We start from the raw sequence: 24,455 nt of genomic DNA on the forward strand, positions 1-24,455 counted from the left end.
GGCTGAGAGAGAATCGCAAGACGTAGTCGGCCTTACTGTCTACATATGTCCTATTACACTACTCCATGATAGTGTTTCAGAACGGCTGGGGAGAAACCGTGATATTGAATATTCCCCACCTGAAGTGAGAAAATAATCCGTTTGTGAACTCGCGCGCGCTCCCTTGGGGTCGGAGTGATCAGTCGCGGAGTCGGTACGGCGAATCCGTTCGGGAGGGGAGTCCCCGAGCAGATCGTGTTGCTGGTGAGCGTCGGACTCAACGCCGTCGCGTACGCCGCATGGCCGGAGCATAAGCCGCTGGCCGTGGAACGCCAACGCGTATGACGAACGAGGAAGTGACCCGGCTACTGCGGAAGGCGTACGGAGACGAGATAGAGACCGTGATGAACTACCTCACGAACTCCATCGTGCTGGACGGGGTCAGCGCCGAGGAGGTCAAGGAGAGCCTGGAGACCGACATCCAGGAGGAACTGGACCACGCCCGGATGCTCGGCGAGCGCCTCAAACAGCTCGACGAGCGGCCGCCGGCGTCGATGGACTTCCAGGCGCGACAGGAGAGCCTCCAGCCCCCCGAGGATTCGACGGACGTGCTCTCGGTCATCGAGGGCGTGCTCGAGGCCGAGGAGGACGCCATCGAGACGTACCGGTCGCTCATCGACGCCGCCGAGGACGCCGACGACCCCGTGACCGAGGACTACGCGGTGACCATCCTCGCCGACGAGGAGGCCCACCGCACCGAGTTCCGCGGCTTCCGCAAGGAGTACCGAAGCGACTGACTGGCAGGGCATCGGTCGCTGTCCGCCGTCGGCTCCGGGGGGCGCCGGAGTCCGTCCGGAGCCCCTCGGGAGCCGAGGGTTTTTCTCGGATGGGGTTCACCGGGAGCGTATGAGCGACTTCAGCCTCGACCTCAGGGCGGTCGAGGACCACATCGAGGACGAGGAAGACGGGGAGGGGACCGCGCGGGTCGAACTCGGGGTGCTCGACGGGACGACGCCGGACGAGGAGTGGATCGAGGCGGTCGAGTCCGGGTCGGTCCTCGTGTTGAACGTCGAGGGCGACGTGAACGAACTCGCCGCGGGGTTCGCACGCGACGTGAAGGACGACGGCGGCGAACTCGTCCACTTCCGCGGGTTCCTGCTGGTCGCGCCCGCTGGCGTCCGTATCGACACCGACCGACTGGGATAGCGTCCTCCCGAGGCACCACTCCTCAGTCGTTCCCCGTTCCAGTTTCCAGTCACTCTCCGTTCCGGTGTCTCTCCTGTTGCTGCCCAGTACATCCCGTCGCTCCTCCAGCACACTCCACTGCTATACCGGGTCGGACAGCCGTTTCGGGCCGCCGTCGGTGACGGGAGTCGAAGGACACACACCCCACGTTTCCAATGCTATCGTGGGAGGGGAGGTGGCCGTGTGAGCGACCAGCGGGACGGGGCCGAACTGTGGAGTCCCGTTTCCTGTGCTATCCTCGATCCGAATAATGGGTATATTATTTAGAAAACTTTTTACGAAGTGTAGCGCCAAAAGTTCACTAAGCTAATTGTAAAGATAGAACTGTAACTATACATACACTAGAGGGATCAGATCGATCAGCGTCCGATCAGCGTCCAAGGATCGATCCGATCAGCAGTCAGCGTCCGATCCGATCGGCAGTCGAAGATCGACTGGCGGTCGTAGACCGGACGTCTTCCATTGGCGCAAAGGGCGTTCCTCCGCGGTGTACAGCCCCGGGAAAGCATCGGAAACTTGGGGTGGGTGGTACGGAGGATCAACCGAGACGGAACGGATACGTAGAGCTACGTATCCCTCCGGAAAAGCATCGGAAACGTAGGGTGGGTGAAAACCGTTCCCGCACCCCGGCCGACCCGTCCCGGTAGCATTGGAAACCCGGGGTGGGTGCCAGCAGGCGCGGAGGACGAACCCGGTTTCGCCGGCCGCCCCGATATCGTTCCTCGCGCCGGCAGGGAGCCGGTTCCGCCGCCGAAGCATCGGAAACGCGGGGTGGACGAAACCACGCCACTTATGTCCGACCCCTCGAACGTGCGGTACGATGGGAAGTCGAGAGTCAGCAGATATCGCGAAGGAGGTGTTCGAGCAGGAGGACCAGATCTTCGCCAACAAGCAACTCCTCAGCATCGGACACGTCCCCGAACCCGACCGCATCGTCGGTCGGGACGACGAGATCCGCGACCTCGCCGAGCAGCTCCGCGGAGCGATCGAGGGGTATTCGCCGGACAACGTCATCGTCTACGGGAAGACGGGGACCGGGAAGTCGCTCGTGTCGAAGTACGTCATGGGCCGCGCGCGCGACCTCGCGGAGGACGACGTCGCCGTCGGCACCGCCTACCTCGACTGCTCGGAGGACAACACGGAGACACAGGCGGTCTCGTCGCTTGCCAAGACGCTCAACGACGAGGCCGCGACGGACATCGCCGTGCCACAGACCGGTCTCAGCACGTCGAAGTACTACAAGCGCCTCTGGGAGATCCTTGACCGGCGGTACGACGTGATGATGGTCATCTTGGACGAGGTCGACCTGATGGCCGACGACGACCTCCTGATGAAGCTCTCCCGCGCCGAGGAGGCGAACAAGGTCGACTGCCACATCGGCGTCATCGCCATCTCCAACAAGATCCAGTACGCCGAGAACTTAAACGAGCGCGTCAAGTCCAGCCTCCAGCACAAGGAACTATTCTTTCAGCCCTACGACGCCACGCAGCTCCGCGAGATCATGCGCAACCGCGCCGACGCGTTCCAGGAGAACGTCCTGACGGACGACGTGATCCCGCTCTGTGCCGCCTTCGCCGCCCAGGAGCACGGCGACGCGCGCAAGGCGATCGACATCCTCCGACACGCGGGCAAGATCGCCTACAAGAACGGCTCGGACACCGTCACGGAGGAACACGTCCGCGACGCCCAGCAGCTCGCGGAGAAGGACCGCTTCCGCGAACTCATCGACGGCGCGCCGACGCAGGCCAAGACCGCCCTGCTCGCGCTCGCCGAACTCTCCCTGAACAACGACACCGAGGCGTTCCCCACCCGCGAGGTGTTCAAGCAGTACCGCGTCATCTGCGACGCCATCGACATGGACACCCTCTCCGAGCGGCGCTTCCGGGACATCCTCAAGGAGCAGGCGTTCCTCGGCATCGTCGACGTCGAGAAGCTGAACCAGGGGCTGGCCGGCGGCGTCACGCTGAAGAACCGCCTCATCGAGGACCCCGACATCGTCCGCGAGATACTGCTGGAGGACGGCCGGATGTCCGCCTGGAACGAGGACCGGTAGCTCCGGTCGCTCGGTCACCGCTCCGGCTCTCGACTTCCGCCCCGCTGGCGACTTATCGCCATTGGTCGCCCTCACTCTTCGTCACCACCCACCCCCTTCGTCCACGTCCTCACTCTTCCTCACCGCTCTCACTCTTCCTCACCACACTCACCATTCGTCGCCGCTCTCACTCCTCTTCACCACACTCACCATTCGTCGCCGCTCTCACTCCTCTTCACCACACTCACCATTCGTCGCCGCTCTCACTCCTCTTCACCACACTCACCATTCGTCGCCGTTCTCACACCTCGTCTCCGACCTCCAGCGTCGTCAGGTCGTTCGCGATCCGCACCTCGCCGGGGAACCGGCCTTCTATCGTCGCCGTCATGGCCCCCTCCTTCCCGCGCGTTTCGGGGCCGAGATGCGTCAGGTAGACGGTCTCGATATCGCGGCCGGCGAGCACCCCGGCCAGTTCGGAGGGCGTCGCGTGGTCCGCGCCGTCCGCCCCGTTGGACTCCGCACCGTCGTCCGAATGTGTGCGGGCGTCACCGCCGTCCGGGGGCGCGCAGTCGTGGACGAGGACGGCCGACCCGTCCGCGAGGTCGGCGATCGCCGCCGACGCCGCCGTGTCGCCGCTGAACGTCACCGCGTCGGCGTACTCGCCTCCGTCGGCGGCGGCGGTCCCGGCGTCCGTGCCGCCGTTCGGCGCCGCCGCGTCCTCAACGCGATACCCGAGCGTCGGCGTCGAGTGGTCCGCCTCGCGGGCGGTCACCGAGAACCCCGCGGCCTCGAAGGTCCCGGGGGCCACCTCGCAGACGGTGACGTTCGCGCGCTCGTGCAGGTCGTCGACCGCGAGCAGGTGGTCGAGCGCCTCGACGGTCCCCCGCGGGCCGTGGACGGTCAGGTCCGGTTCGCCCGCGAGGACCCGCGCCTTCACGAGCGACGGGAGGTCGGCGACGTGGTCAAGGTGGGTGTGGGTCAGCGCGACGGCGTCGACGGCAGCGGGGCCGACGCCGGCCTCGGCGAGGCGGTGTACGACCCCGCTGCCGCAGTCGACGAGCAGCCGCCGCGAGCGGTCGGCGGAGTCGACCAGAGCCCCGCTCTGGTGCCGGTCGCCGTTCGGAACCGCGGTCCCCGTCCCGAGAAGCGTGACGCGCATGTACGTCGGCGTACCACGGACGCCGGCAAAAGGGTGCGCCCGCGCGGCGACGACCGACCCCGTTCGTGGCCACGGTCTGCGGGTCACGGGCCACGGTCGGCGACCCACCGGGGCCACGCGCCGCCCTCAGCAGAACGTGAGATGGTGGCCGTCGGGGTCCGTGATCCGGACGTCGCCGTCGACCATCGTCACCTTCGAGGCGCGGTTGAGCACCGCGTCGACCGCGAGCCCGGGGTTGCCGTCGGTCTCGAACCCGAGGTCGACGTGGACTCCGCCGCGCGCGTCGGCGATCCCCAGCTGTGGCTCCCACAGCTCCAGGTCGACGGGGCCGCCGAGCCGGACCCGGCGGCGGTCGTCGCCGCGGTCGACCACCTCGAAGCCGAGCGACGTGTAGAACCCGGTCGCCCGCTCCAGGTCCGACACCTCCAGCACGACCTCGAAGATCCCGCCGATCCCCTCGCCGCCGACGTCGCGCTGGCCGAGTTCGACGCAGTTCCCGTCGGGGTCGTAGAGGTACAGCGACTTCGCCGACCCGAACTCCCGCTCCGTGAGGTCGTAGCTCCGCGCAAGCCGGTCGTACCAGCGGTCGTACTCGCCGGCGGGGACGGCGAACGCGAAGTGGGTGTGGAGGCCGCCGCGGGGCGGCAACTGCGGGCGACGAAGGACCAGGCTGACGTCGCCCGCCCCGAGCGCGACTTCGCGTTCGTCGGCCCGCTCGACCGGGAGGTCGAGCGTCCCGGCGTAGAACCCGCGGGCGCGGTCGAGGGATTTGACTTCGAGCGCGAGCCACCGGAGGGCGTCCAGCATACGTCACGATCGTTCGGCAGGAACTTAGTTTCGTACGCTCGGCGGCACCGCCGGCCAGTCCGACGGGTCGACCGCTTATGTTCGTCCGGTCCCACTCAATGCGTATGCCGATGAAAGCAGACGGTCGCCCGACGGAGCCACGAGAGATCGACCGCTGGGAGGGCGGGCTCGGCTGGATCGCTCACCCCGAGGAGACGATGCAGCGGGCGAGCCACGCGCTGGCGACCGACGAGGGGGTGTGGCTGGTCGACCCCGTCGACTGCGAGGGGCTGGACGAACTCGTCGCCCCCCTCGGCGAGGTCGCCGGCGTCGTCGTGCTGTTGGACCGCCACAAGCGGGACGCGGCGGCGGTCGCGCGTCGCCACGACGTGTCGGTCGCGCTCCCGCGGGAACTGCGCGACGTGGCGGCCGACCTCGACGCGCCGACGACGACGTTCGGCGACGAACTCGGGTCGACGGGGTACCGGACGATCCCCGTCGTCGACAACCCGCTCTGGTCGGAGGTCGCGCTGTACGACGCCGAGTCGGGCACGCTCGTCGTCCCGGAGGCGGTCGGGACGGTCGACTACTTCGTCGCCGACGGCGAGGGCCTCGGCGTCCACCCCATGCTCCGGGCGTTCCCCCCGCGCAAGGCGCTGGGCGGGCTCGCCGTCGAACGCGTCCTCGTGGGCCACGGCGAGGGGGTCTCGTCCGACGCCGCACCGACGCTGGCTGCGGCGCTCCGGAACTCGCGGCGGAACGCCCCGAAGGTCTACCTGCAGGCGGCCAGGGGCCTGCTGCCGGTGTGACCGCTCCGCTTACTCCTCTTTCTCGTCCAGTTCTGCCCGCCGATCCGGTGGTTCGGGCGGCGCGAGCGCTGCGCCGATACGACGCAGGACCGGTGACGACGCGGCCCGACGCTCGACCGACCGGCCGACACCCGAGGCGACCCGCCAAGTGATCGAACCGCGCACCACCGCCCCGACGACGGGCACGATCCGGTCGAGGATCCGGACGAACGGCCCGACGGTGTACGTCTCGCGGAGGTCGATGACTATCACTTCCGGGTCCGGCTCGGCGGTGAGCCACTGGAACAGCCAGGAGCCACGGATCCACCGCCCCGCGGTTCGAGTCACGGCCCGGCCGCCGCGGGAGAGCGCGGCGGCGGCCGATCGGATCGCCGACCCGTGGTAGCCGGCTCTGAGGCGGTCGAACAGCCCGCGGGAGTTCGTCTCGCCGGACATCAGGATCCCCCCGCGCCGTCGGCCGACGACGCAGTGCCCTCGAACGAGACGACCGTCCCGTCGACGACGTTCGCCCGGTCGAACAGAATCACATCCTCGGCGATAGGTTGCATTTGCGTGCTCTTCTCACTGGGATCACTCAAATTCTTCCCGTCACGCCGGATTGCAGGCTGACGCTCCCCGGACGCGGGCCGGGAGTGCCCCTGCCGCCCCCGTCCGCGAGCCATCTCTCCGTTCAAGCGGCACGAGTAGGTCACGTCTCTACCGTCCCGTTCACTGCGACTGATGTCCCGTTGGCCACGGCGCTCTCGGGGACCGTCACGGTCCGGTTGCCGACCGCGTACTCGCCCGGGTAGGCGACGGTGACGGAGAACGTGCCGTTCCCGACGGCCGCGGACCGCGCGTACGTGAACGTCTCCCCGCCGATGTCGACCTCGCGGGAGAGCGTCACGGTGCCGTTCGACGCCGCCTCGCCGGTCACCGTCGCGCCGGGGACGAGGCGGAACACCGTCCGCTCGCCGCCGTCGGTCGCGTAGACGGCGCGGTAGTGGGCGGTACCGTTCCCCTTGCGCTCCTGGAGGGTGGCGTACACCGTGCCGGCGGTCAACCCGTCGCTCCCCGACCTGTCTCCGGTGACGACGTACGCCGCCCGGCCGCTGAGGCGGTCGTACCACGCCCCGGGGTCCGTGCTGACGAGGAAGCCCTGGTAGTTCGCCCGGGCGTAGCCGTAGGAGTCGGACTGCCCGCTCGCGAAGGCGTTGTACAGGCGGTTTCGGTCCCAGCGGCTGAACACGTACCGCTCGTCGGCGGCCAGCCCTTGGGCGTCCGCATCGTCGCCGAGCCACGCCGCCGCCCGGTAGGATTCCTCCTCTATCGTCAGGTCGTCGGTGAGCGGCGGAGTCAGCCCCGCGCCCAGGCCCGCGACGAGGACCGTCAGCGCGACCAGCAGCCCCGCGGTCCGCCCATCGAGTGCGGCCGTATCGAACGTCCGGCCCGCGCCGTCGCCGCGGAGGGAACGCGTCCCGCCCGCCCCGAGCGACGGCCCCGATCCGTCGCCTCCTGCTTCGTCACCGCCGCCGAACGGCGTCGGTCGCCGCGCGAGGTCGACGACGCTCGCCAGGTGGACGAAGCCGAGGCCGCCGACCACCGCGACGGGCACCGCGAGCGCGCCGGCGAAGCGGACCTGCAGAACGCCCAGGACCAGCAACACCACGACGTACGCAGTCGCCGCGAGCCACTCGGTCCGGTCGCGGGCGACGGCGGCCCACCCGCCCCACGCCGCGTACGGGAGCGCGAGGAACAGCGCCAGCCCGAAGTAGAAGATCGGCGCGAGCGGCCCGCCGAGGTCGGGGTCGAACAGCGACCCGGTCTCGACGATGTCGCCTTGCCCCGGTTTCAGCGCGAGCCGTTCGACCTCCTGGCGGAACTCCGCCCGGAAATCCGGGAACGACCGCCACACGACGCCGAACACGGCCGCCGCGGCCGCGACGAGGCCGCCGCCGGTCGCCAGCCACGAGAGGTCGGCGCGGTGGCCCGCCTCGGCGACGACCGCGACCGCGAGGCTCCCGAACAAGAGGAAAGCCGGGGTGAGCGCGACGTACTTCGCGTGCCACCCCCACGCGCCGTGCGCGCCCCACACCGCGCCCGCGGCGAGGGCCACCGCAACCAGTTCCGGCCCGAGGCCCCGCAGCGGCGACCGCCCCGCGCGGAGGTCCACGGCCGCGCGCAGGAGGACGTACAGCCCCACCGGGAGGATGAGCAGCGGGCCGGCGTTCCAGGCGAGCACCTGCGCGGCGACGCCGAGGGCGAGCAGGCCGGTCCACGGGGCGGCCGCCGCGGCCAGGTCCCGTGGTGGCCGGTCACGGTCCACGGCGGCCAGCGCGACGAGCGCGTACAGCGCCACGGCGACGAGCATGTAGTCGAAGGCGTGGTGGTCGCCGAAGCCGACCGCCGAGCGGTAGGCGTGGACCGGCGTGACCGCGAGCAGGCCGACCGCAGCGACGCCGACGCGGGCGTCGTCGGTCAGCCGCCGCGCGGTCCCGTAGACGGCCAGCCCGGTCACGAGCGCCGCGGCGACGGGGTACCACGCGAGCGTGAGGTCGACGGTGCGGGCGTCGCCGCCGACCGTTCGGGCGACGGACCACAGGACGGCCGCGAGCAGCGGCTCGCCGTCGAGCAGCCGGTCGGGCACGGCGAACAGGCCGGCGTCGTCGGCTGCGAGCTGGAGCAGCCAGTGGCGGTAGAAGTACGGGTCGTTCGCCAGCAGGACGATATCGCCGTTCCGGAACACGCTCGGGGAGGCGACGAGGCGAAAGAGCGCGACGAGCGCGAGCGCGGCGGCCAGCGCCGCGGCCGCGTCGCGACGGACCCGCGGGAGGCGCTCACGGAACCGGTCGAGGGCGGCGCTCGCGTCGACGCCGGCGCTCCCCCCGCTCGATTCCCCGCCCGGTCCGTCCGCCGTCGCGCCGTCGAGCGCGCGGTCGACGGCGACGGGGTCGGCCAGCCGGTACTCGTCGCCGGCGCTCTCGACGACGCCGCTCGCGACGATCTCGCCGAACGCCCCCGAGTCGACGGACACGTCGTCGAACGTCCACGTCTCGCGGGCGCCGTCGACGTCGCGTATCTCCCGGAGGGCGGGTTCGAGCTCGGGGCGGTCCGCGAGGAGGGCGACGACCTCCTCCCGCGCGTCGGTCATGTTCCCCGCGAGAGGTCACACCCGCATAAAACCAACTACTCCGCCGGGACAGGATCCGGTCGCCGTTGCGGCCGCTCCCCTCGCTGCGCCGGCTCACGCCTCCGCGCCGCCGACCCGCCGGTCCGCCAGGGCGACACCGGCCGCCACGGCGACCGCAACCGCAAGCACCCGCGGGTCCGACGACACGTAGAGGCTCGGCGTCGGCGGCCGCCACGGCACCGGGTAGAGCCAGAACCCCGCGCGGCCGTCGGCGTACGCCCGCAGCCCGTCGAGGACCAGCGCCGACCCGCCGCCGGCGACCAGCGCCGCGTACGCCGGCCGCCACCGCCGGCCGAACGCGAGCGCGATGAGGCCGCCGACCAGCAGGACGCCGGCGAGCGTGCCGACCGCCCCCACGTCGAAGGGGACGCCGAGCGCCCGGCTCACCGCGGCGGAGTCGACGAGTATCTCGACCTTGATCAGGTCGGGGATCGCCGCCCCGGCGACGCCGACCGCGACCCACTCGTCCGTCAGGCGGTCGACCCGCCAGCTTGCGACGGTCAGCAGGGCGTACGCGAACAGGACGTGTGAGAGCAGGTCAGGCATCGTCGGTTCCACCTCCCCGGACGGCGGTTCCGTCGCCCGCGTCGCCGCCCGCCGAACCGTCCCGCGGGACGAACGACAGCGTCGCCGGGTCCACCCGCCAGCGCCGGAAGAACAGCGCGAGGATCCCGAGCGCGCCGACGGCGGAGACGGCGTACTTGTACAGCGCCGCCCCGCCGTCGGGGTTGACGACCACCGACTCCGAGACGGTCATCGTCCGCCCCGCTTCCAGCGTTCCGTACGCCTGGACGGTGCCGCCCGGTTCGACGTCGCGGTCGAACCCGCGGAGCGTCATCGCGAACTCGCCGCCGTCGTGTTCGACGCTGACCGTCGCGGTGCGGGCGTCGCTGTCGACGCGCTCGACGGTGCCGAACACGAGCGTCCGCTCGCCGACGTGGGCGTCGTACTCCGCCGCGAGTTCGTCGCTCGTCGGCGAGTCCCAGCGTCGCTCCTCGGTCGCGTCGTAGTGGACGCAGAGCCCGAAGATCGCGGCCAACAGCAGCACTGCGACGGCCGCGCGACGCCGGTGTGACATACCCCCGATTGCCGACGCGGCCTGAATGAACGCTTCGGTTCCGTTACGGCCGAGTCAGATCCACAGTGCGACCCCGCCGGCGACGGCGAGGGAGCCGAGCCCGACGCAGACGGCCCAGAAGTCGACCCGCTCGACGACCCGCATCAGCGCGTCGATGGTGAGGTAGCCGACGACGGCGGCGGCGGCCAGCGCGACCAGCGCCGGGCCGACGTCGACGCTCGGGATGCCACCCTCGTCGAGTACCGTCAGCGCGCCCGCGCCGAAGGCTGCGGGGACGCTGAGCAGGAACGAGAGGCGGAACGACGCCGGACCGTCGTGGCCCCGCAGGAGCAACGCGCCGGCGGTGGTCCCCGACCGCGAGACGCCCGGCAGGAGCGCGAGCCCCTGGAGCGCGCCGACGAGCACGGCGTCGAACGCGTCGGGCGACCCCCGCGTGCCGAGCGCGCGGTCGCCGGCGAGTTTCTGGAACGCGCCCGTGACGACCAGCAGGAGGCCGATGAGCGCGACGAACGCCCCGCCGGTGAGTTCGCCCACCAGGTTGTCGAGCGCGAGGTACGCGGCTATCCCGACCACGCCGGAGGCGAGCGTCGCCAGCACGATGAAGGAGAGGTCGGCCGTGTCGTCGCCGAAGGCCGTCCCCGGCCGCCAGCGCGGCGCGGCGGCGACGGCGTCGCGGAACTCGTCGCGGTAGTACACCGTCGCCGACAGCGCCGTCCCGACGTGGAGGAACAGCGAGAACTGGACGGCGGCGGACGGCGACGACCCGACTGCGGCGAGGAAGACGGCGACATTGCCCTCGCTCGATATCGGCAGCCACTCGAAGACCCCCTGCAGGATCCCGGCGATGAGCGCGACGAGCGTGGCGCGGTCCATGCGCAACTCCGGTCACCGCCCGGACATAACGGCTTCGGATCGCGCGCCGCGGGGCCGCACCAGGTTCGGCCGGTCCGCTCAGGCCCCCTCGGCCCGGCCGCGCTCCGCCGCCGCGTAGATCAGCGCCCAGAGGGCACCGAGCGCGAGCAGCCACGCGAACGCGACGGCAACGAGGATCAGCATGAGACAACCGGTCGCTCCCCTCCTCCCTTGTTATGGGCCGCCAAACGCGGTCGACCCGTCGCCGGGATTCCGGTAAGCGCCCGTTTCGCCCGTCACTCGCGGAATATCCATACCTACGTCCGGCGATGGGTCTTTCCCGGCCCGGGTCGTATGTGAGCCGTGGTCTACGTTACGCGCGGCCTCGTGACGGTTCTGCTCGAACTCGCCCGCGAGGCCGAACCGGGGGAGGTCACGGCGAACCTGGCCGTCACGCCGGCCGGCGAGCTCAGCGGCGCGGAGAGCCTGCCGGCCGACGTCCCCGTGTTCACGGACTTCTACCTGCCCGGCAGCGGCGGGGCGGTCGACGCCGTGTTCGGCGTCGACCTCTCGACGCCGTCCCGGCAGACCCAGGGGCGGTTCGTCTCCCACCCGCAGGGCGAACTGGCGGTGTCCCGGACGGACGACCTCCACGAGGCGGTGTTCGTCGCGGTGCCGCCGTGGGAGGAGGCGAACCTCGCGGCGTTCGACCGGCGCGGCCGCCGGCGGGACCTGACGGTTGTCGACGCCGAGCCGCCACAGGAGTCTATCTCGTAGCGCGCCGCCCGGGTCGGGCGGACGCCGAGGTCACTCCAGGTAGCCCAGATCCCGCAGCTGGGACGTTATCTCGTCGAACTCCGCCTCGGTCAGCTCGCCCTGCTGCTGGTGCTGGATGACGATGCTCCGCAGGAGAAAGCGGACCAGGTCGCTCGTGCTCTGGAAGCTCGTGCCCTCGATCGTCTCGTCGACCCGGTCGGCCAGGTCCTTCGGGATGGAGACGGTCGTGTACTCGGTCATACGGGAGGTGGGGCGCGGGCGACCGAAAGGCTTTGCGACCGCCGGCCGACGCGTCGGCACTGGTTTTTTGCCGCGGCGTTCGTATCCGCGGATATGGGAGTGCGGCCGCCAGCGAACGACAGCAGCGACGAACCGGAGGCGATCGAGTTCGGGATCGCCGCCGTCGACGCGCGACTCGACGAGGCCGACGTGACGTTCCCGGCGACCCGCGAGGACCTCGTCGCGGCGCTCGACTCCGAGGTGCCGTACGACGCGAAGGGGCGTTCGATCCCGCTCGCCGACGCCATCGACGAGACGGGCCGGCGCGAGTTCGACTCGGAGGTCGACCTGCTCGACGAACTCCACCCGGTGTTCGAGGAGCGCCGCGCCTCGCCAGTGGGCCTGCTCGACCAGGTACGCGCGATCCTGCCCTTCTAGCCCGCCTCAGCGGTCCGGCGGTTCGGCCTCCCGCTCCGCGGCCGCGACCTCAGGGTCGCGCTCCGCGTCGGCCGGTTCGGCCGGGTCGACCGCGCGTCCGGCGGTTTTCCGACCGGTCTTGCGGTCCGACTCCAGTCGCTGGAGGCGGTGCATCTGGTCGCGGTGGAGCGTCACGATCATGTCCGAGAGGACGCCGAAGATGATCAACTGGACCCCGAACAGCAGGGCGAACGCGGCGACGACGGCGATGACTTCGTGGCTGATCCCGCGGGTGATCCACTCGACGCCGACGTACGCCGCGAGCGCGCCGCCGGCGGCGACGCCGGCCGCCCCGACGCTCCCGAAGTAGAACAGGGGGTTGTTCGTCTTCGCCAGCCGGTACAGCGTCAGGATGATCGTCCCGCCGTCCCACACCGGGTGGAGGTTCGTCTCCGAGTCCTCCGGCCGCGCGAGGTAGCTGATCGGGACCTCCGTCATCTCGACGCCGTGTTTCACGCACTCGACGGCCAGTTCCGTCTCGATCCCGAAGCCCTCGGAGTTGAGTCGGAACAGTTCGACCGACTCGCGGGTGAACGCCCGGTAGCCGCTGAGGATGTCGTAGTTGGACTGCCCGTGGATGAAGTGGAACGCGCGGTCGATGATCCCGTTGCCGAACTGGTTGAGCCGCGTCATCGCGCCGGCCTCCATGTCGGCGAAGCGGTCGCCGATGACGTGTTCGGCCTCGCCGGCGAACAGGGGGTCGAGCATCGCGGGGGCGTCCTCCGGGCGGTACGTGCCGTCGCCGTCGAGCATCAGCACGTACTCGCTGTCGACGTACTCCAGTCCCTCCTGGACGGCCTGGCCCTTCCCGGAGCCGGACTGGACGACCACGCGAGCGCCGCGAGCCTCGGCTATCTCGCGGGTGTCGTCCGACGAGTCGCCGTCGACGACGAGGACGTTGTCCAGCCCCTGTTCGTGGAACCCGTCTATCACCTCCCCGATGGTCGCGGCCTCGTTCAGCGTCGGGATCAGGACGCAGACGTCCCCGTAGTCCGCCATTGTCGGTGACTCCACGGGGGAGGCGCAAAAGGTTTGCTTTCAGGCGTGACGGACGGCCCAGCCGTGTCAGGCCGTCCCGCCGGGTAGCCGTCGTGCTCGGACGCCGCTCAGTCGCCCGCGGCCTCGCGGCGCTCGCTCAGGTGCTCCCAGATCTCGGTGCAGCCACACCCGTCGTCGACGCCGTCCAGGTGGTCGTCGACCCCACACGCCTCGCCCTCGTCCTCCGATATCCCGTCGACCATAGTTACTCAGTTAGTGAGTAACCGAAAGGCGTGGGTCGTGATAAGCTTTTGGGAGCGACGGCGGCTCCGGCGGCCCGCCCCGCGCAGGGCGCAACGCCCGATTTACGGTGCCGCGCGAGAAAGCGGCCGGCAATGAGCGCGCGCGATCCGACGGACCTCCTCGAACGGCTCGACCTGAAGGAGTACGAGGCGACGGCGCTGTCGCACCTGCTGGCGGCCGGGCGCTCCACCGCGCCGGACATCGCCGAGGCGACGGGCATCCCCAAGGCGCGGATCTACGGCGTGCTGGACACGCTGGCGGACCTGGGGTACATCAAGGTGTACCCGGGCCGCCCTAAGGAGTACGAGCCGAAGTCGCCCGCGACGATCCTCGACCGCGTCAAGGAGAACCGCCGGCAGGAGTACGAGCGCCGCCGCCGGGAGGTCGAGGACCTGCGCGAGGAGTTCCTCGCGGAGTTCCGCCCGCGCTACGAGCGGGCCGACGACGACGTGTCCCCGACCGCGGAGCTGTTCTACGTCGTCGACGTCGGCGACCCCAGCGAGTCCGAGACCCGCAAGCTCTACGCGGACGCCGACGAGCGGGTCAACGTCATCACGAACAGCTTCGCCTACTTCGACGCCGTCGAGCCGGCCTTCGCCGACGCCGTCGACCGCGTCGACGTGGACGTGCTCTTTCTCCACCCCCGCCACCTGCCCGACGAGAAGCGGGAGCGACAGGCGGAGATCGTCGACAGGATCGCCGCCGAGTACCCCGAGGTCGGGATTCGCTTTTCCGAGGAGCGGTTGCCGTGGCGCGGCACGTTCGCCGACCCGAGCGCGACCTACGACTCGGGGAAGGCGATCTTCCTCGTCGAGGAGCGCGACGTGCCGAACCACAAGCGCCAGGCCGCCATCACCGAAAACGGGTCGTTCGTCGCGGGGATGCAGCGGTACTTCGACCTCGTGTGGGAACACGAGAGCCTCGCGGAGTACCCGGACTGAGCCGTCGCTGGGGGGGTCCGCCCGCGCCGCTGCTCGATACCGCCCGTAGCCACAGCGCCGTCGTCAGCCGACCCCTCCCGTTCCGAACAAAAGGCTTATGCCACCAGTTACTCACATTCTGAGTAACTATGACGGTTCTCGTCACCGGTGCCGACGGCTACGTCGGCTGGCCGACCGCTCTGCGACTGGCGCGGCGACTCGACGAGCGGGTCGTCGGCGTGGACAACCTCGCGCGGCGCGACTGGGTGGAGGACGCGGGCAGCGTCTCCGCCGTCCCGGTCGACGACCCCGAGATGCGGTTCGCGGTGGAACCGAACCTGAGCTTCGTGTACGCCGACCTCGCCGACCGCGACGAGGTACAGCGGCTGCTCGACGTCCACGAGCCCCACACCGTCGTCCACGCGGCGGCCCAGCCCAGCGCGCCGTACTCGCAGATAAACGGCGAGCGCGCGCTGTACACCCAGCGCAACAACCTCTCGATGAACGTCAACCTGCTCCACGGGCTGAAAGACGCCGGGCTGGAGGACACACACTTCATCGAGACGACGACGACGGGCGTCTACGGCGCGCCCGAGTTCCCGATCCCCGAGGGCGGCGCGACGATGGAGAACCAGGGCGAGCGCGACGACGTGCCGTTCCCGGCGATGGGCGGTTCCTGGTACCACGTCACCAAGTCCTTCGACAACGCGAACGCGCGACTGGCGAACACGCAGTGGGGCCAGCCGGTCAGCGACCTCCGGACCGCCATCGTGTACGGCACCGAGACCGCGGAGACGGAGGAACTGGAACTCCCGACGCGGTTCGACTTCGACTACTACTTCGGCACGGTCGTCAACCGCTTCTGCGCGCAGGCGGTCGCGGGCTACCCGCTCACCGTCTACGGCAAGGGCGAGCAGCGCAAGCCGATGGTCGGCCTCCGCGACACCGTCGAGAGCATCGCGACGCTGGTCGAGGACGGCCACGCCGGCGACGGCGTCGAGGTGTACAACCAAGTGACCCGCCCGGTCGCCATCGTCGAACTCGCCGAGACGATACAGGCGGTCGGCGAGGAGTTCGACCTCGACGTCGAGATCACCCACGTCGAGAACCCCCGCGAGGAGGACGAGGAGCACAAGATGGAGATGGAAAACGAGGAGTTCGCGGACCTGGTCGGCGAACCGCAGTCCCTGGAGGCGGGCGTCCGCGACGTACTGACGACGCTGACCCGCCACCGCGACCGCATCACCGCCCGCGAGGACCGCTTCCTGCCGGAGGTGTTGCTCGATTAACGTCCTCGTCACCGGGGGCGCGGGCTACGTCGGCAGCGCCCTCCTGCCAGTGCTTTCCGACGCGAGCCACGACGTCCGCGTGCTCGACGACTTCTCGCTGTCGTCGCCCCGCAACCTCGTCGACGCCCCGCCCGTGGACTTCGTCCGCGGCGACGTGCGCGACGAGGCCGTCGTCCGGGAGGCGATGGAAAACGTCGACGCCGTGGTCCACCTCGCAGCGATCACGGGCGCGGCCAAGACCCACGACATCCCCGAGAAGACGTTCGACGTGAACCTCAGCGGCACTGAGACGGTACTGTCGGCGGCCGAGGACGAGGGCGTCGACCGGGTCGTGCTCGCCAGCTCCTGTAACGTGTACGGCGAGACCTACGAGACCGACCTGAGCGAGGACTCGCCGACGGACCCCGGCAACCCCTACGCCGAATCGAAGCTCGCCGCCGAGGAGGCCTGCGTCGACGCCGACGTGGAGGCGGTCGCGCTCCGGCTGGCGACCAACTACGGCTGGAGCCCTGGCGTCCGGTTCAACCTCGTCGTCAATTCCTTCGCGTTCCGCGCGGTGATGGACGAGCCGCTGACCGTCTACGGCGACGGCCGGAACTGGCGGCCGTTCCTCCACGTGCGGGACACGGCCCGCGCGTTCGCCGCGGCGCTGGACTGGCCGGAGGGCCGGTACAACGTCGGCGAGGACAACTACCGCATCGAGGACGTCGCCGCGACGGTCGCCGAGGTCGTCGGCAAGCCCGTCGAGACGGACTACCTCGAGGACGAGGACCCCGGCCCCTCCTACAGCGTCACGTTCGAGCGGATGGCCGACCGCGGCTTCGAGCCCGAGTTCTCGCTCCGGGAGGGCGTCCGCGACCTGACCGACAGATTCGCCGCGGGCGAACGCCTTTCAGACTCCGCGATGAGAGGACGTACATGACAACGGACATGACGGAAACGCACACCGTAGGCGTGACCGGGGCCGCCGGCTACATCGGCTCCCGCGTCGCGAAGGTCCTCCTTGCCGAGGGCCACGACGTGGTGCCGGTCGACGACTTCTCGGTCGGGGACGTACGGGAGATAGACGGCCGCCGCGTCGAGGAGGTCGACGTGCGCGACCGCGACGCCGTCCGCGAGGCGTTCGACGGCGTCGACGCCGTGATGCACCTCGGCGCGGTGAGCGGCGTCCCGGACTGTCAGGAGAATCCGGAACACGCGTTCGACGTGAACGTCGGCGGCACGGAGAACGTCGCCTGGTTCTGCCGCGAGCGGGGGACGCCGCTGGTGTTCCCCTGCAGCATGGCGGTGCTCGGCGACCCCGTCGAGTTCCCAATCACCGCGGACCACCCGCGGAACCCGCTGAACTTCTACGGCCGGAGCAAGGCGCTTTCCGAGGACGACGTCCACCAGCTAGCCGACGGGGAGTTCCCCGCCCACGTGTACGTGAAGTCGAACCTGTACGGCCACCACGAACTTGACGGACGAGAGATAGGAAAGAACACGGTGATAAACATCTTCGTCGACAAGGCGCTGGACGGGGAGCCCCTGACCGTCCACGAGCCAGGGACGCAGGCGCGGGACTTCATCCACGTCAAGGACGTGGCCCGCGCCTACGCGCTCTCGCTGGACGAACTCGTCGGGAGCGACCCCGGCGCGACGACGTTCACGCTTGCCAGCGGCGACGACCGGAGCATCCTCGACATCGCCGAGGCCGTCCAGTCGATCGTCGCGGATGAGCGCGGGTACGAGGTACCGATAGAGATGGTCGAGAACCCCCGCGAGAGCGAGACCGAGGTCGGCGACTTCACCGTCGACACCTCGGAGGCCAGAGCGGAGATCGGCTTCGAGGCGGAGTACGACGTGGACCGCGCGGTCCGGGAGATGGTGCGATGAAGGCGGTCGTCGTCGCCGCGGGCGAGGGCACGCGGATGCGGCCGCTGACCGCCAACCGGCCGAAGCCGATGCTCCCGGTCGCCGGGAAGCCGATGCTCGAACACGTGATGGACGCCTGCGCGGACGCCGTCGACGGCTACGTGCTGGTCGTCGGCTACCACGCCGAGGCGATCCGCGAGGGCGTCGGCGACGAGTTCCGCGGCCTGCCCGTCGACTACGTCGAGCAGGACGAACAGCTCGGCACCGCCCACGCCATCGAGCGGGCCGAACCGCACGTCGACGAGCGGTTCCTCGCGCTGAACGGCGACGTGGTGTTCGACCCCGAACTGGTCGACCGGCTCGCGGAAACCGGCACCACGACGATCGCAACCATGCGCGTCGACGACCCCACGTCGTACGGCGTCGTCGGGCTGGCCGACGGGAACGCCGGCGACGGGGAGGGCGGCTTCCGCCGCGCGACCAGCATCGTCGAGAAGCCCGCCGATCCGCCGTCGAACCTCGCCAACCTCGGGCTGTACGCCTTCGACCCGGCGATCTTCGAGTACATCGACCGGACGACGCTCAGCCAGCGCGGCGAGTACGAAATCACCGAGTCGCTGGGCATGCTACTGGACGACGGCCACGAGGTCGCCGTCGTCGAACACGACGGCCGCTGGCTCGACGTTGGCCGCCCGTGGGAACTGCTCGACGCGACCGAGGCCGCGCTCGCGGACCTGGAGGGACGGATCGACGGCGAGGTCGAGGACCGCGCGACCCTCAAGGGCCCCGTCGTCGTCGAGGAGGGCGCGCGCGTCCGGAACGGGGCGTACGTCGAGGGGCCGGCGATGATCCAGTCGGGCGCGGACGTCGGCCCGAACGCCTACGTCCGCGGGGCGACGGTGATCGGGCCGGACGTCCGCGTCGGCAACGCCGTCGAGGTGAAGAACTCGATACTGATGGCGGGCGCGTCCGCCGGGCACCTGTCGTACGTCGGCGACTCCGTCGTCGGCCGCGACGCCAACCTCGGCGCGGGGACGACCGTCGCGAACCTCCGGCACGACGATGAGAACGTGAAACTGACCGTGAAGGGCGAGCGCGTCGACACCGGCCGCCGGAAGCTCGGCGTAGTGCTCGGCGACGGCGCGAAGACGGGGATCAACACGAGCCTCAACGCCGGGACGAAGCTCGGGGCGGGCGCGATGACGCGGCCGGGCGAGGCGGTCATGGAGGACCGCGGTGATTCGATATGAAAGCAGTCATCCTCGCGGCCGGCGAAGGCCAGCGGCTCGAACCGCTGACCAACCGCCGGCCCAAACCGATGGTACCGATCGCGAACCAGCCGCTGCTGGAGTACGTCATCGATGCGGTGTCCGACGCCGGGATCGACGAGATTGTCCTCGTCGTCGGCTACAAGCGCGAGCGCATCCAGACGTACTTCGGCGACGGCCACCGCTGGGGCGTCGACATCGAGTACGCCGTCCAGGAGAAACAGCTCGGCACCGGCCACGCCGTCCTGCAGGCCGAGGACCGCGTCGAGGACGAGTTCCTCGTGCTCAACGGCGACCGCATCATCACGGCCGACCTGGTCGAGCAACTCGTCGAGACGCGCGCCGAGACCGGCGACACGGTGATGGGACTCACGCGGGCCGACGAGCCGAGCGAGTACGGCGTCGTCACGCTGGACGGCGAGCGCGTCGTCGGGGTAACGGAGAAGCCCCGCGCCGCGGCCGCGCCGTCGGACATCGTCAACGCCGGCGTGTACGCGTTCGACGAGGCGGTGTTCGACGCGATCCGGGATATCGACGCCGGCCCGGCCGGCGAACTGGCGCTCACGTCGGCGATCGAGGCACTCGTCGACGACCGCGACGGGGCCGTCCGGGGCGTCCGCTACCGCGGGCTCTGGGTCGACGTCTCCTACCTGTGGGACGTGACCGATGTCACCGCGCGCGTCCTCGACGCGACAGACGAACCGGTCCAGCGCGGGACGACCGAACCCGGTGCACACGTCGCCGACGACGTGCGGACCGGTTCGAACACGCGGATCGGGGCCAACGCGACGGTCCGCCGCGGGACGGCGCTGGGCGACAACGTCACCGTCGGCGCGAACGCTGTGCTCTCGAACGTCGTCGCCTTCGACGACGCGACGATCGGCGACGGCGCGGTGCTCCGGGACTGCGTCGTCGCGGAGAACGCCACCGTCGGGCCGAACTCGACGGTGCCCGGCGGGCCGGCCGACGTGATCGTCGACGGGACGGTGTACGAGGACGTCGACCTCGGCGCGGTGATCGGCGACAACGCCAGCGCCGGGGCCGGCGTCGTCTTCGACGAGGGGACGGTGATCGGCGACGGGACCCGGATCGGCGACGGCGTGACGGTGTCCGGGTGCGTTCCGCCGGACACGGAGGTGCGGAGGGGATAACATGTGCGGGATCGTCGGCTACGTCGGCCCGCAGTCGCCCCTCTCGGTCGTCGCGACCGGGCTGAAGAACCTGGAGTACCGCGGCTACGACTCCGCGGGCGTCGCGCTGAACGACGGCGGGATCGAGGTGTACAAACAGGAGGGCGAGATCGACGACCTCGACCTCCCCGAATCGACGGACGCGACCTGCGGGATCGGCCACACGCGCTGGTCGACCCATGGGGAGCCGACCGACGCGAACGCCCACCCCCACACCGACTGCGAGGGGGAGATCGCTGTCGTCCACAACGGGATCATCGAGAACTACGATGCGCTGAAGGCGGAACTGGACGGCCACCGGTTCACCAGCGAGACCGACACAGAGGTCATCCCGCACCTCATCGAGGAGGTGTACGACGGCGAGGACTTGGTCGGCGCGGTGCAGGCCGTCCTCGACCGGCTGGAGGGAAGTTACGCCTTCGCGGTCACCGCGGTCGGCCACGACGGGATGGTCGCCGCCCGGATGGACAGCCCGCTCGTCGTCGGCCACGGCGAGGACGGCAACTTCCTCGCCAGCGACGTGACCGCCTTCCTCGAACACACCCGCGACGTCTCCTACGTCGAGGACGGCGACGTGGTCGCGGTCGACGCCGACGGCGTGACGGTGTACGCCGACGGCGGGGTCGTCGAGCGTCCCGTCCGCACCGTCGACTGGGAGGCCGAGGCCGCCGAGAAGGGCGGCTACGACCACTACATGCTCAAGGAGATCCACGAGCAGCCCCGGTCGCTCCGGCAGACGCTGTCGGGGCGGGTAGACGCGGTCAACGGCGACGTCGACCTCGACGTCGACCTGCCCGAGCAGTACCTCCAGTCCGTCGAGGAGGTCCAGATCGTCGCCTGTGGCACCTCCTACCACGCCGGGCTGTACGCCCAGCAACTGATCGAGTCGCTGGCGGACGTCCGCGTCACGGTCCACGTCGCCAGCGAGTACGACTTCACCGGCGGGCGCGACCCGTGGCGCACGCTCGTCCTCGCGGTCACCCAGAGCGGCGAAACCGCGGACACGCTGTCGGCCATGCGCGAGGCCGCCCGCGCCGGCGCGCGGACGCTCGCCGTGACCAACACCGTCGGCAGCACCGCCGCCCGCGAGGCCGACGACGCGCTGTACATCCGCGCCGGCCCGGAGATCGGCGTCGCCGCGACCAAGACGTTCGCCGCACAGGTGACGACGCTGTCCCTGCTGTCGGCGTACCTCGGGCGCGAGCGCGGCACGCTCTCGGCCAGCGAGGCGGGCGACCTGCTGGAGAACGCCCGGGGGCTTCCCGGCGCGATCCAGCAGATCCTCGACGTGGAGAGCGACATCCGCGAGGTCGCCGAGGAGTTCGTCGACGGCGACGGCTTCTTCTTCGTCGGCCGGAAGCTGGGCTGTCCCGTGGCCCTGGAGGGCGCGCTGAAGCTGAAGGAGATATCCTACGCCCACGCGGAGGGCTTCGCCGCCGGCGAGCTGAAACACGGCACGCTCGCGCTGGTGACGCCCGACACGCCCGTGCTCGCGGTGCTCACCGAGGGCGCGAACCCACGGGCCACGCTCAACAACGTCAAGGAGGTCGAGTCCCGCGGCGCGCCGGTGGTCGGCGTCACGTCGCTGGGCGACGCCGAGAAGTTCCTCGACGCCTCCTTCGAGGTGCCCGAACTCGGTCGGCTGGAGCCGCTGCTGGCGAACGTCTACCTGCAACTGTTCGCCTACCACGTCGCGAAGCTGAAGGGGCGCTCAATCGACAAGCCGCGGAACCTGGCGAAAAGCGTCACGGTGGAGTGAGACGCGCCCGCCGCCGGCCGCCGCTACCGCGTTCCGCTCACCAGGTCAGGCCTTCGTACACCTCTAGCTCGTTCTCGTCCACGTCGATCCGACGGCCGTCGATCAGCACCTTCCGGGCCATCCCCGAGAAGTCCAGGTCGTCGAACTCCGGCCACTCGGTCGCGACCATCGCTGCGTCTGCGCCGTCGAGCGCCGCCGCGGCGGAGTCGGCATAGGTCACGTCGGGGTACTTCTCGCGGGCGTTCTCCGTGGCGACGGGGTCGTAGGCGACCACGTCCGCGCCGCGGTCCCGGAGGTGGCCGACGAGGTCCATCCCGCGGGAGCCCCGCACGTCGTCGGTGCCGGGCTTGAACGCGACGCCGAGGACGGCCACGCGAGCGCCCTCCGGGTCGACGTGGTCCGCGAGCAGGTCGACCATCCGGCGCGGCTGGAGGTCGTTGACCGCGACGACGGCGTCCAGCAGTTCGGGCTCGTACCCCTGCTCCCGGGCGACCGCCCGGACCGCGTCCACGTCCTTCGGGAAGCAGGAGCCGCCCCAGCCGAGCCCGGAGCGGAGGAACTGGTCGGAGATGCGGTCGTCCAGCCCGACCGCGTCGAACACGTCGTAGGCGTCGACGCCGAGTTCCTTGCAGACGTTGCCGAGTTCGTTCACCAGCGACACCTTCGACGCCAGCATCGCGTTGTTGGCGTACTTGATCATCTCGGCCTCGCGCAGCCCCGTGTTCACGACGGGGACGCCGTCGGTGACCGGCGCGTAGAGCTCCGCGAGCAGGTCCCGGACCCACGGCTGCTCCGTGCCGAACACGACCTTGTCCGGTTCGAGGAAGTCCGAGACGGCGGTGCTCATCCGCAGGAACTCGGGGTTCATCCCGAGGCCGAGGTCCTCCCCGACGGTCTTCCCGGACGCCTCGGCGACGGCCGGCCCGATCACCCCGTCGGTCGTCCCCGGCACGACCGTGCTCTTGGTGACGACGGCGTGGCGGCCGTCCTTCGCGGCCAGCGCCTCGCCGAGCGCCTCCGCGCCGGCCTCCATCACCGCCAGGTCGATGCTGCCGTCCGCGCGCGAGGGGGTCGGGAGACAGAGCAGCGTGAGGTCGGTCTCGACCACGGCGTCGTAGTCCGTCGTCGCGCGCAGACCCTCGCCGGCGTTGCGCTCGATCCGCTCGGCCAGCCCCGCCTCGTGGATCGGCGCGTCGCCGGCGTTTATCGCCTCGACGACCGCCTCGTCGATGTCGACGTTCACGACCTCGTGGCCGAGGTCCGCGAGGCAGGCCGCGACGGTGGTGCCGACGTAGCCGCTCCCGACGATGGAGACGTTCACGACCGGATCACCATCGGTTCGTACCACTCGCGGTTCTCCCGATACCAGTCGACGAACCGTGAAACCCCGTCGCGGATGCTCACGCTCGGCTCGTAGTCGAGCAGGTCGCGGGCCTTCGAGACGTCTGCGTGGGTGTGCCGGGCGTCGGCCTCGTTCGCGTCGGTGTACTCGATGCCGACGTCAGCCCCCGTCTCGGCGATGATGTGCTCGGCCAGTTCCTGAACCGTGATGTTGCCCGACGAGCCGACGTTCAGCGCCTCGCCGTCGGCCGCGTCGGTCTCCAGCAGCGCCACGTTGGCGTCGACGATGTCGGAGATGTAGGTGAAATCCCGGGTCTGCTGTCCGTCGCCGTAGATCACCGGCGGCTTCCCGTTGAGGCACCGCGAGGTGAAGTTCGTGATCGCCATGTTCGGGCGCATTCGGGGGCCGTACACCGTGAAGTGACGCAGGCTCACCGTCGAGACGTCCCGGAGGTTGTCCCAGACGCGACAGTAGTGTTCCGAACTGAGCTTGGTGATCGCGTAGGGGCTCTGCGGGTAGTTCGGGTGCTCCTCGTCGTAGGGCAGGTAGTCGTCCTTGCCGTACACCGACGACGACGAGGCGTTCACCACGCGCTCGACGCCGTGGTCGGCGGCGGCCTCCAGCACGTTCAACAGCCCGCCGACGTTGTTCTCGTTGTACGCCGTCGGGTTCTCGACGCTCGTGCGGACGCCCGCCTTCGCCGCCTCGTGGTAGACGAACTCGATGTCGTCGCCCGCGACCACGTCCCGGACCAGTTCCTCGTCGGTGATCGACCCCTCGACGAACTCGAAGCGGTCGCCGCCCGCCTCCCGGCACCGGTCGAGGTTGTGCTCCTTGATCCCCAGGTCGTAGTACGGGTCCATGTTGTCGAGCACCGTCACCCGGTGCCCGTCGGACAGCAGTCGCTCGGCGACGTGCGAGCCGATGAAACCCGCGCCGCCCGTCACGAGGACGTTCATACCCGACCTAT

General features: G+C 70.1%; 25 protein-coding genes. 13 read left to right on the plus strand and 12 right to left on the minus strand.

Annotated elements, in window-relative coordinates:
• Window positions 1–320 precede the first annotated feature (320 nt).
• The 3 genes from EYW40_RS05825 to EYW40_RS05835 all read left to right on the plus strand — a co-directional run bounded on the left by EYW40_RS05825 (window position 321) and on the right by EYW40_RS05835 (window position 3,277).
• Complete coding sequence (locus tag EYW40_RS05825) at window positions 321–776, plus strand: ferritin-like domain-containing protein (protein ID WP_135820694.1); 456 nt, start codon at window positions 321–323, stop codon at window positions 774–776.
• A gap of 109 nt (window positions 777–885) precedes the next feature.
• Window positions 886–1,185 carry a DUF5779 family protein gene (locus EYW40_RS05830; protein WP_135820695.1) on the plus strand — a complete coding sequence of 100 codons (300 nt, stop codon included), beginning with the start codon at window positions 886–888 and terminating at the stop codon, window positions 1,183–1,185.
• 859 nt (window positions 1,186–2,044) lie between these two features.
• Window positions 2,045–3,277: a Cdc6/Cdc18 family protein gene (locus EYW40_RS05835; RefSeq protein ID WP_135820696.1), complete on the plus strand. Its 1,233-nt coding sequence runs from the start codon at window positions 2,045–2,047 to the stop codon at window positions 3,275–3,277.
• Between the two features lie 280 nt (window positions 3,278–3,557).
• On the opposite strand, the gene EYW40_RS05840 is transcribed toward EYW40_RS05835, so the two are convergent.
• Both EYW40_RS05840 and EYW40_RS05845 read right to left on the minus strand, forming a co-directional pair.
• Window positions 3,558–4,415: an MBL fold metallo-hydrolase gene (locus EYW40_RS05840; protein WP_135820697.1), complete on the minus strand. Its 858-nt coding sequence runs from the start codon at window positions 4,413–4,415 to the stop codon at window positions 3,558–3,560.
• A 126-nt stretch (window positions 4,416–4,541) separates the two neighbouring features.
• Window positions 4,542–5,222 (minus strand): VOC family protein, encoded by a 681-nt coding sequence (locus EYW40_RS05845; RefSeq protein ID WP_135820698.1) that lies wholly within the window; start codon window positions 5,220–5,222, stop codon window positions 4,542–4,544.
• A gap of 104 nt (window positions 5,223–5,326) precedes the next feature.
• Here EYW40_RS05845 and EYW40_RS05850 point away from each other — a divergent pair, with 104 nt between their 5' ends.
• On the plus strand, window positions 5,327–6,010 hold the full coding sequence (locus EYW40_RS05850) for a hypothetical protein (protein WP_135820699.1): 684 nt from the start codon (window positions 5,327–5,329) through the stop codon (window positions 6,008–6,010).
• A 9-nt stretch (window positions 6,011–6,019) separates the two neighbouring features.
• On the opposite strand, the gene EYW40_RS19885 is transcribed toward EYW40_RS05850, so the two are convergent.
• The 5 genes from EYW40_RS19885 to EYW40_RS05875 all read right to left on the minus strand — a co-directional run bounded on the left by EYW40_RS19885 (window position 6,020) and on the right by EYW40_RS05875 (window position 11,130).
• Window positions 6,020–6,445 carry a hypothetical protein gene (locus EYW40_RS19885; protein WP_135820700.1) on the minus strand — a complete coding sequence of 142 codons (426 nt, stop codon included), beginning with the start codon at window positions 6,443–6,445 and terminating at the stop codon, window positions 6,020–6,022.
• 253 nt (window positions 6,446–6,698) lie between these two features.
• Complete coding sequence (locus tag EYW40_RS05860) at window positions 6,699–9,140, minus strand: STT3 domain-containing protein (protein ID WP_135820701.1); 2,442 nt, start codon at window positions 9,138–9,140, stop codon at window positions 6,699–6,701.
• Between the two features lie 93 nt (window positions 9,141–9,233).
• The gene (locus EYW40_RS05865; protein WP_135820702.1) at window positions 9,234–9,725 is read right to left on the minus strand and encodes a hypothetical protein; all 492 of its coding nucleotides are present in this window, start codon (window positions 9,723–9,725) and stop codon (window positions 9,234–9,236) included.
• On the minus strand, window positions 9,718–10,257 hold the full coding sequence (locus tag EYW40_RS05870; protein WP_135820703.1) for an OB-like fold-containing membrane protein: 540 nt from the start codon (window positions 10,255–10,257) through the stop codon (window positions 9,718–9,720). Before EYW40_RS05870 ends, EYW40_RS05865 begins: the two co-directional genes overlap by 8 nt.
• A gap of 54 nt (window positions 10,258–10,311) precedes the next feature.
• Window positions 10,312–11,130, minus strand: coding sequence for an undecaprenyl-diphosphate phosphatase (locus EYW40_RS05875; RefSeq protein WP_135820704.1), 819 nt, complete (start codon window positions 11,128–11,130; stop codon window positions 10,312–10,314).
• Window positions 11,131–11,472: 342 nt separating this feature from the next.
• Between EYW40_RS05875 and EYW40_RS05880 the strand changes: the two genes are divergently transcribed.
• Window positions 11,473–11,886: a JAB/MPN domain protein-containing protein gene (locus tag EYW40_RS05880; protein WP_135820705.1), complete on the plus strand. Its 414-nt coding sequence runs from the start codon at window positions 11,473–11,475 to the stop codon at window positions 11,884–11,886.
• A gap of 30 nt (window positions 11,887–11,916) precedes the next feature.
• Here EYW40_RS05880 and EYW40_RS05885 read toward each other — a convergent pair whose 3' ends face one another.
• Window positions 11,917–12,126, minus strand: a complete 210-nt coding sequence (locus EYW40_RS05885) for a ribbon-helix-helix domain-containing protein (protein ID WP_135820706.1) — start codon at window positions 12,124–12,126, stop codon at window positions 11,917–11,919.
• A 93-nt stretch (window positions 12,127–12,219) separates the two neighbouring features.
• Here EYW40_RS05885 and EYW40_RS05890 point away from each other — a divergent pair, with 93 nt between their 5' ends.
• Window positions 12,220–12,543 (plus strand): hypothetical protein, encoded by a 324-nt coding sequence (locus EYW40_RS05890; protein ID WP_135820707.1) that lies wholly within the window; start codon window positions 12,220–12,222, stop codon window positions 12,541–12,543.
• Window positions 12,544–12,549: 6 nt separating this feature from the next.
• On the opposite strand, the gene aglJ is transcribed toward EYW40_RS05890, so the two are convergent.
• Together aglJ and EYW40_RS20285 are read right to left on the minus strand one after the other, a co-directional pair.
• Window positions 12,550–13,581 (minus strand): S-layer glycoprotein N-glycosyltransferase AglJ, encoded by a 1,032-nt coding sequence (gene aglJ / locus EYW40_RS05895; protein ID WP_135820708.1) that lies wholly within the window; start codon window positions 13,579–13,581, stop codon window positions 12,550–12,552.
• 107 nt (window positions 13,582–13,688) lie between these two features.
• On the minus strand, window positions 13,689–13,823 hold the full coding sequence (locus EYW40_RS20285) for a hypothetical protein (RefSeq protein ID WP_259370022.1): 135 nt from the start codon (window positions 13,821–13,823) through the stop codon (window positions 13,689–13,691).
• Window positions 13,824–13,955: 132 nt separating this feature from the next.
• Here EYW40_RS20285 and EYW40_RS05900 point away from each other — a divergent pair, with 132 nt between their 5' ends.
• From EYW40_RS05900 to glmS, 7 genes are all read left to right on the plus strand, one after another.
• The gene (locus EYW40_RS05900) at window positions 13,956–14,804 is read left to right on the plus strand and encodes a TrmB family transcriptional regulator (RefSeq protein ID WP_135820709.1); all 849 of its coding nucleotides are present in this window, start codon (window positions 13,956–13,958) and stop codon (window positions 14,802–14,804) included.
• A gap of 128 nt (window positions 14,805–14,932) precedes the next feature.
• Window positions 14,933–16,072 (plus strand): NAD-dependent epimerase/dehydratase family protein, encoded by a 1,140-nt coding sequence (locus EYW40_RS05905; RefSeq protein WP_135820710.1) that lies wholly within the window; start codon window positions 14,933–14,935, stop codon window positions 16,070–16,072.
• A complete protein-coding gene (locus EYW40_RS05910) occupies window positions 16,068–16,994 on the plus strand; it encodes an NAD-dependent epimerase/dehydratase family protein (protein ID WP_135820711.1) in 927 nt (308 codons plus the stop codon). The genes EYW40_RS05905 and EYW40_RS05910 overlap by 5 nt, the downstream gene beginning before the upstream one ends.
• Window positions 16,991–17,947, plus strand: coding sequence for an NAD-dependent epimerase/dehydratase family protein (locus EYW40_RS05915; protein WP_237560566.1), 957 nt, complete (start codon window positions 16,991–16,993; stop codon window positions 17,945–17,947). Before EYW40_RS05910 ends, EYW40_RS05915 begins: the two co-directional genes overlap by 4 nt.
• Window positions 17,944–19,176, plus strand: a complete 1,233-nt coding sequence (gene glmU / locus EYW40_RS05920; RefSeq protein ID WP_135820712.1) for a bifunctional sugar-1-phosphate nucleotidylyltransferase/acetyltransferase — start codon at window positions 17,944–17,946, stop codon at window positions 19,174–19,176. The genes EYW40_RS05915 and glmU overlap by 4 nt, the downstream gene beginning before the upstream one ends.
• Window positions 19,173–20,345 (plus strand): sugar phosphate nucleotidyltransferase, encoded by a 1,173-nt coding sequence (locus EYW40_RS05925; RefSeq protein WP_135820713.1) that lies wholly within the window; start codon window positions 19,173–19,175, stop codon window positions 20,343–20,345. The genes glmU and EYW40_RS05925 overlap by 4 nt, the downstream gene beginning before the upstream one ends.
• A gap of 1 nt (window position 20,346) precedes the next feature.
• Entirely contained in the window at window positions 20,347–22,143 is a 1,797-nt protein-coding gene (gene glmS / locus EYW40_RS05930) for a glutamine--fructose-6-phosphate transaminase (isomerizing) (RefSeq protein ID WP_135820714.1), read from the plus strand.
• Between the two features lie 37 nt (window positions 22,144–22,180).
• Here the strand turns inward: glmS and aglM are convergent, their stop codons facing one another.
• Both aglM and EYW40_RS05940 read right to left on the minus strand, forming a co-directional pair.
• Entirely contained in the window at window positions 22,181–23,464 is a 1,284-nt protein-coding gene (gene aglM / locus EYW40_RS05935; protein ID WP_135822019.1) for a UDP-glucose 6-dehydrogenase AglM, read from the minus strand.
• A complete protein-coding gene (locus tag EYW40_RS05940; protein ID WP_135820715.1) occupies window positions 23,461–24,444 on the minus strand; it encodes a GDP-mannose 4,6-dehydratase in 984 nt (327 codons plus the stop codon). Before EYW40_RS05940 ends, aglM begins: the two co-directional genes overlap by 4 nt.
• Between the last annotated feature and the right edge of the window lie 11 nt (window positions 24,445–24,455).

This window comes from Halostella litorea (assembly GCF_004785955.1).
Lineage (GTDB): Archaea > Halobacteriota > Halobacteria > Halobacteriales > Natronoarchaeaceae > Halostella > Halostella litorea.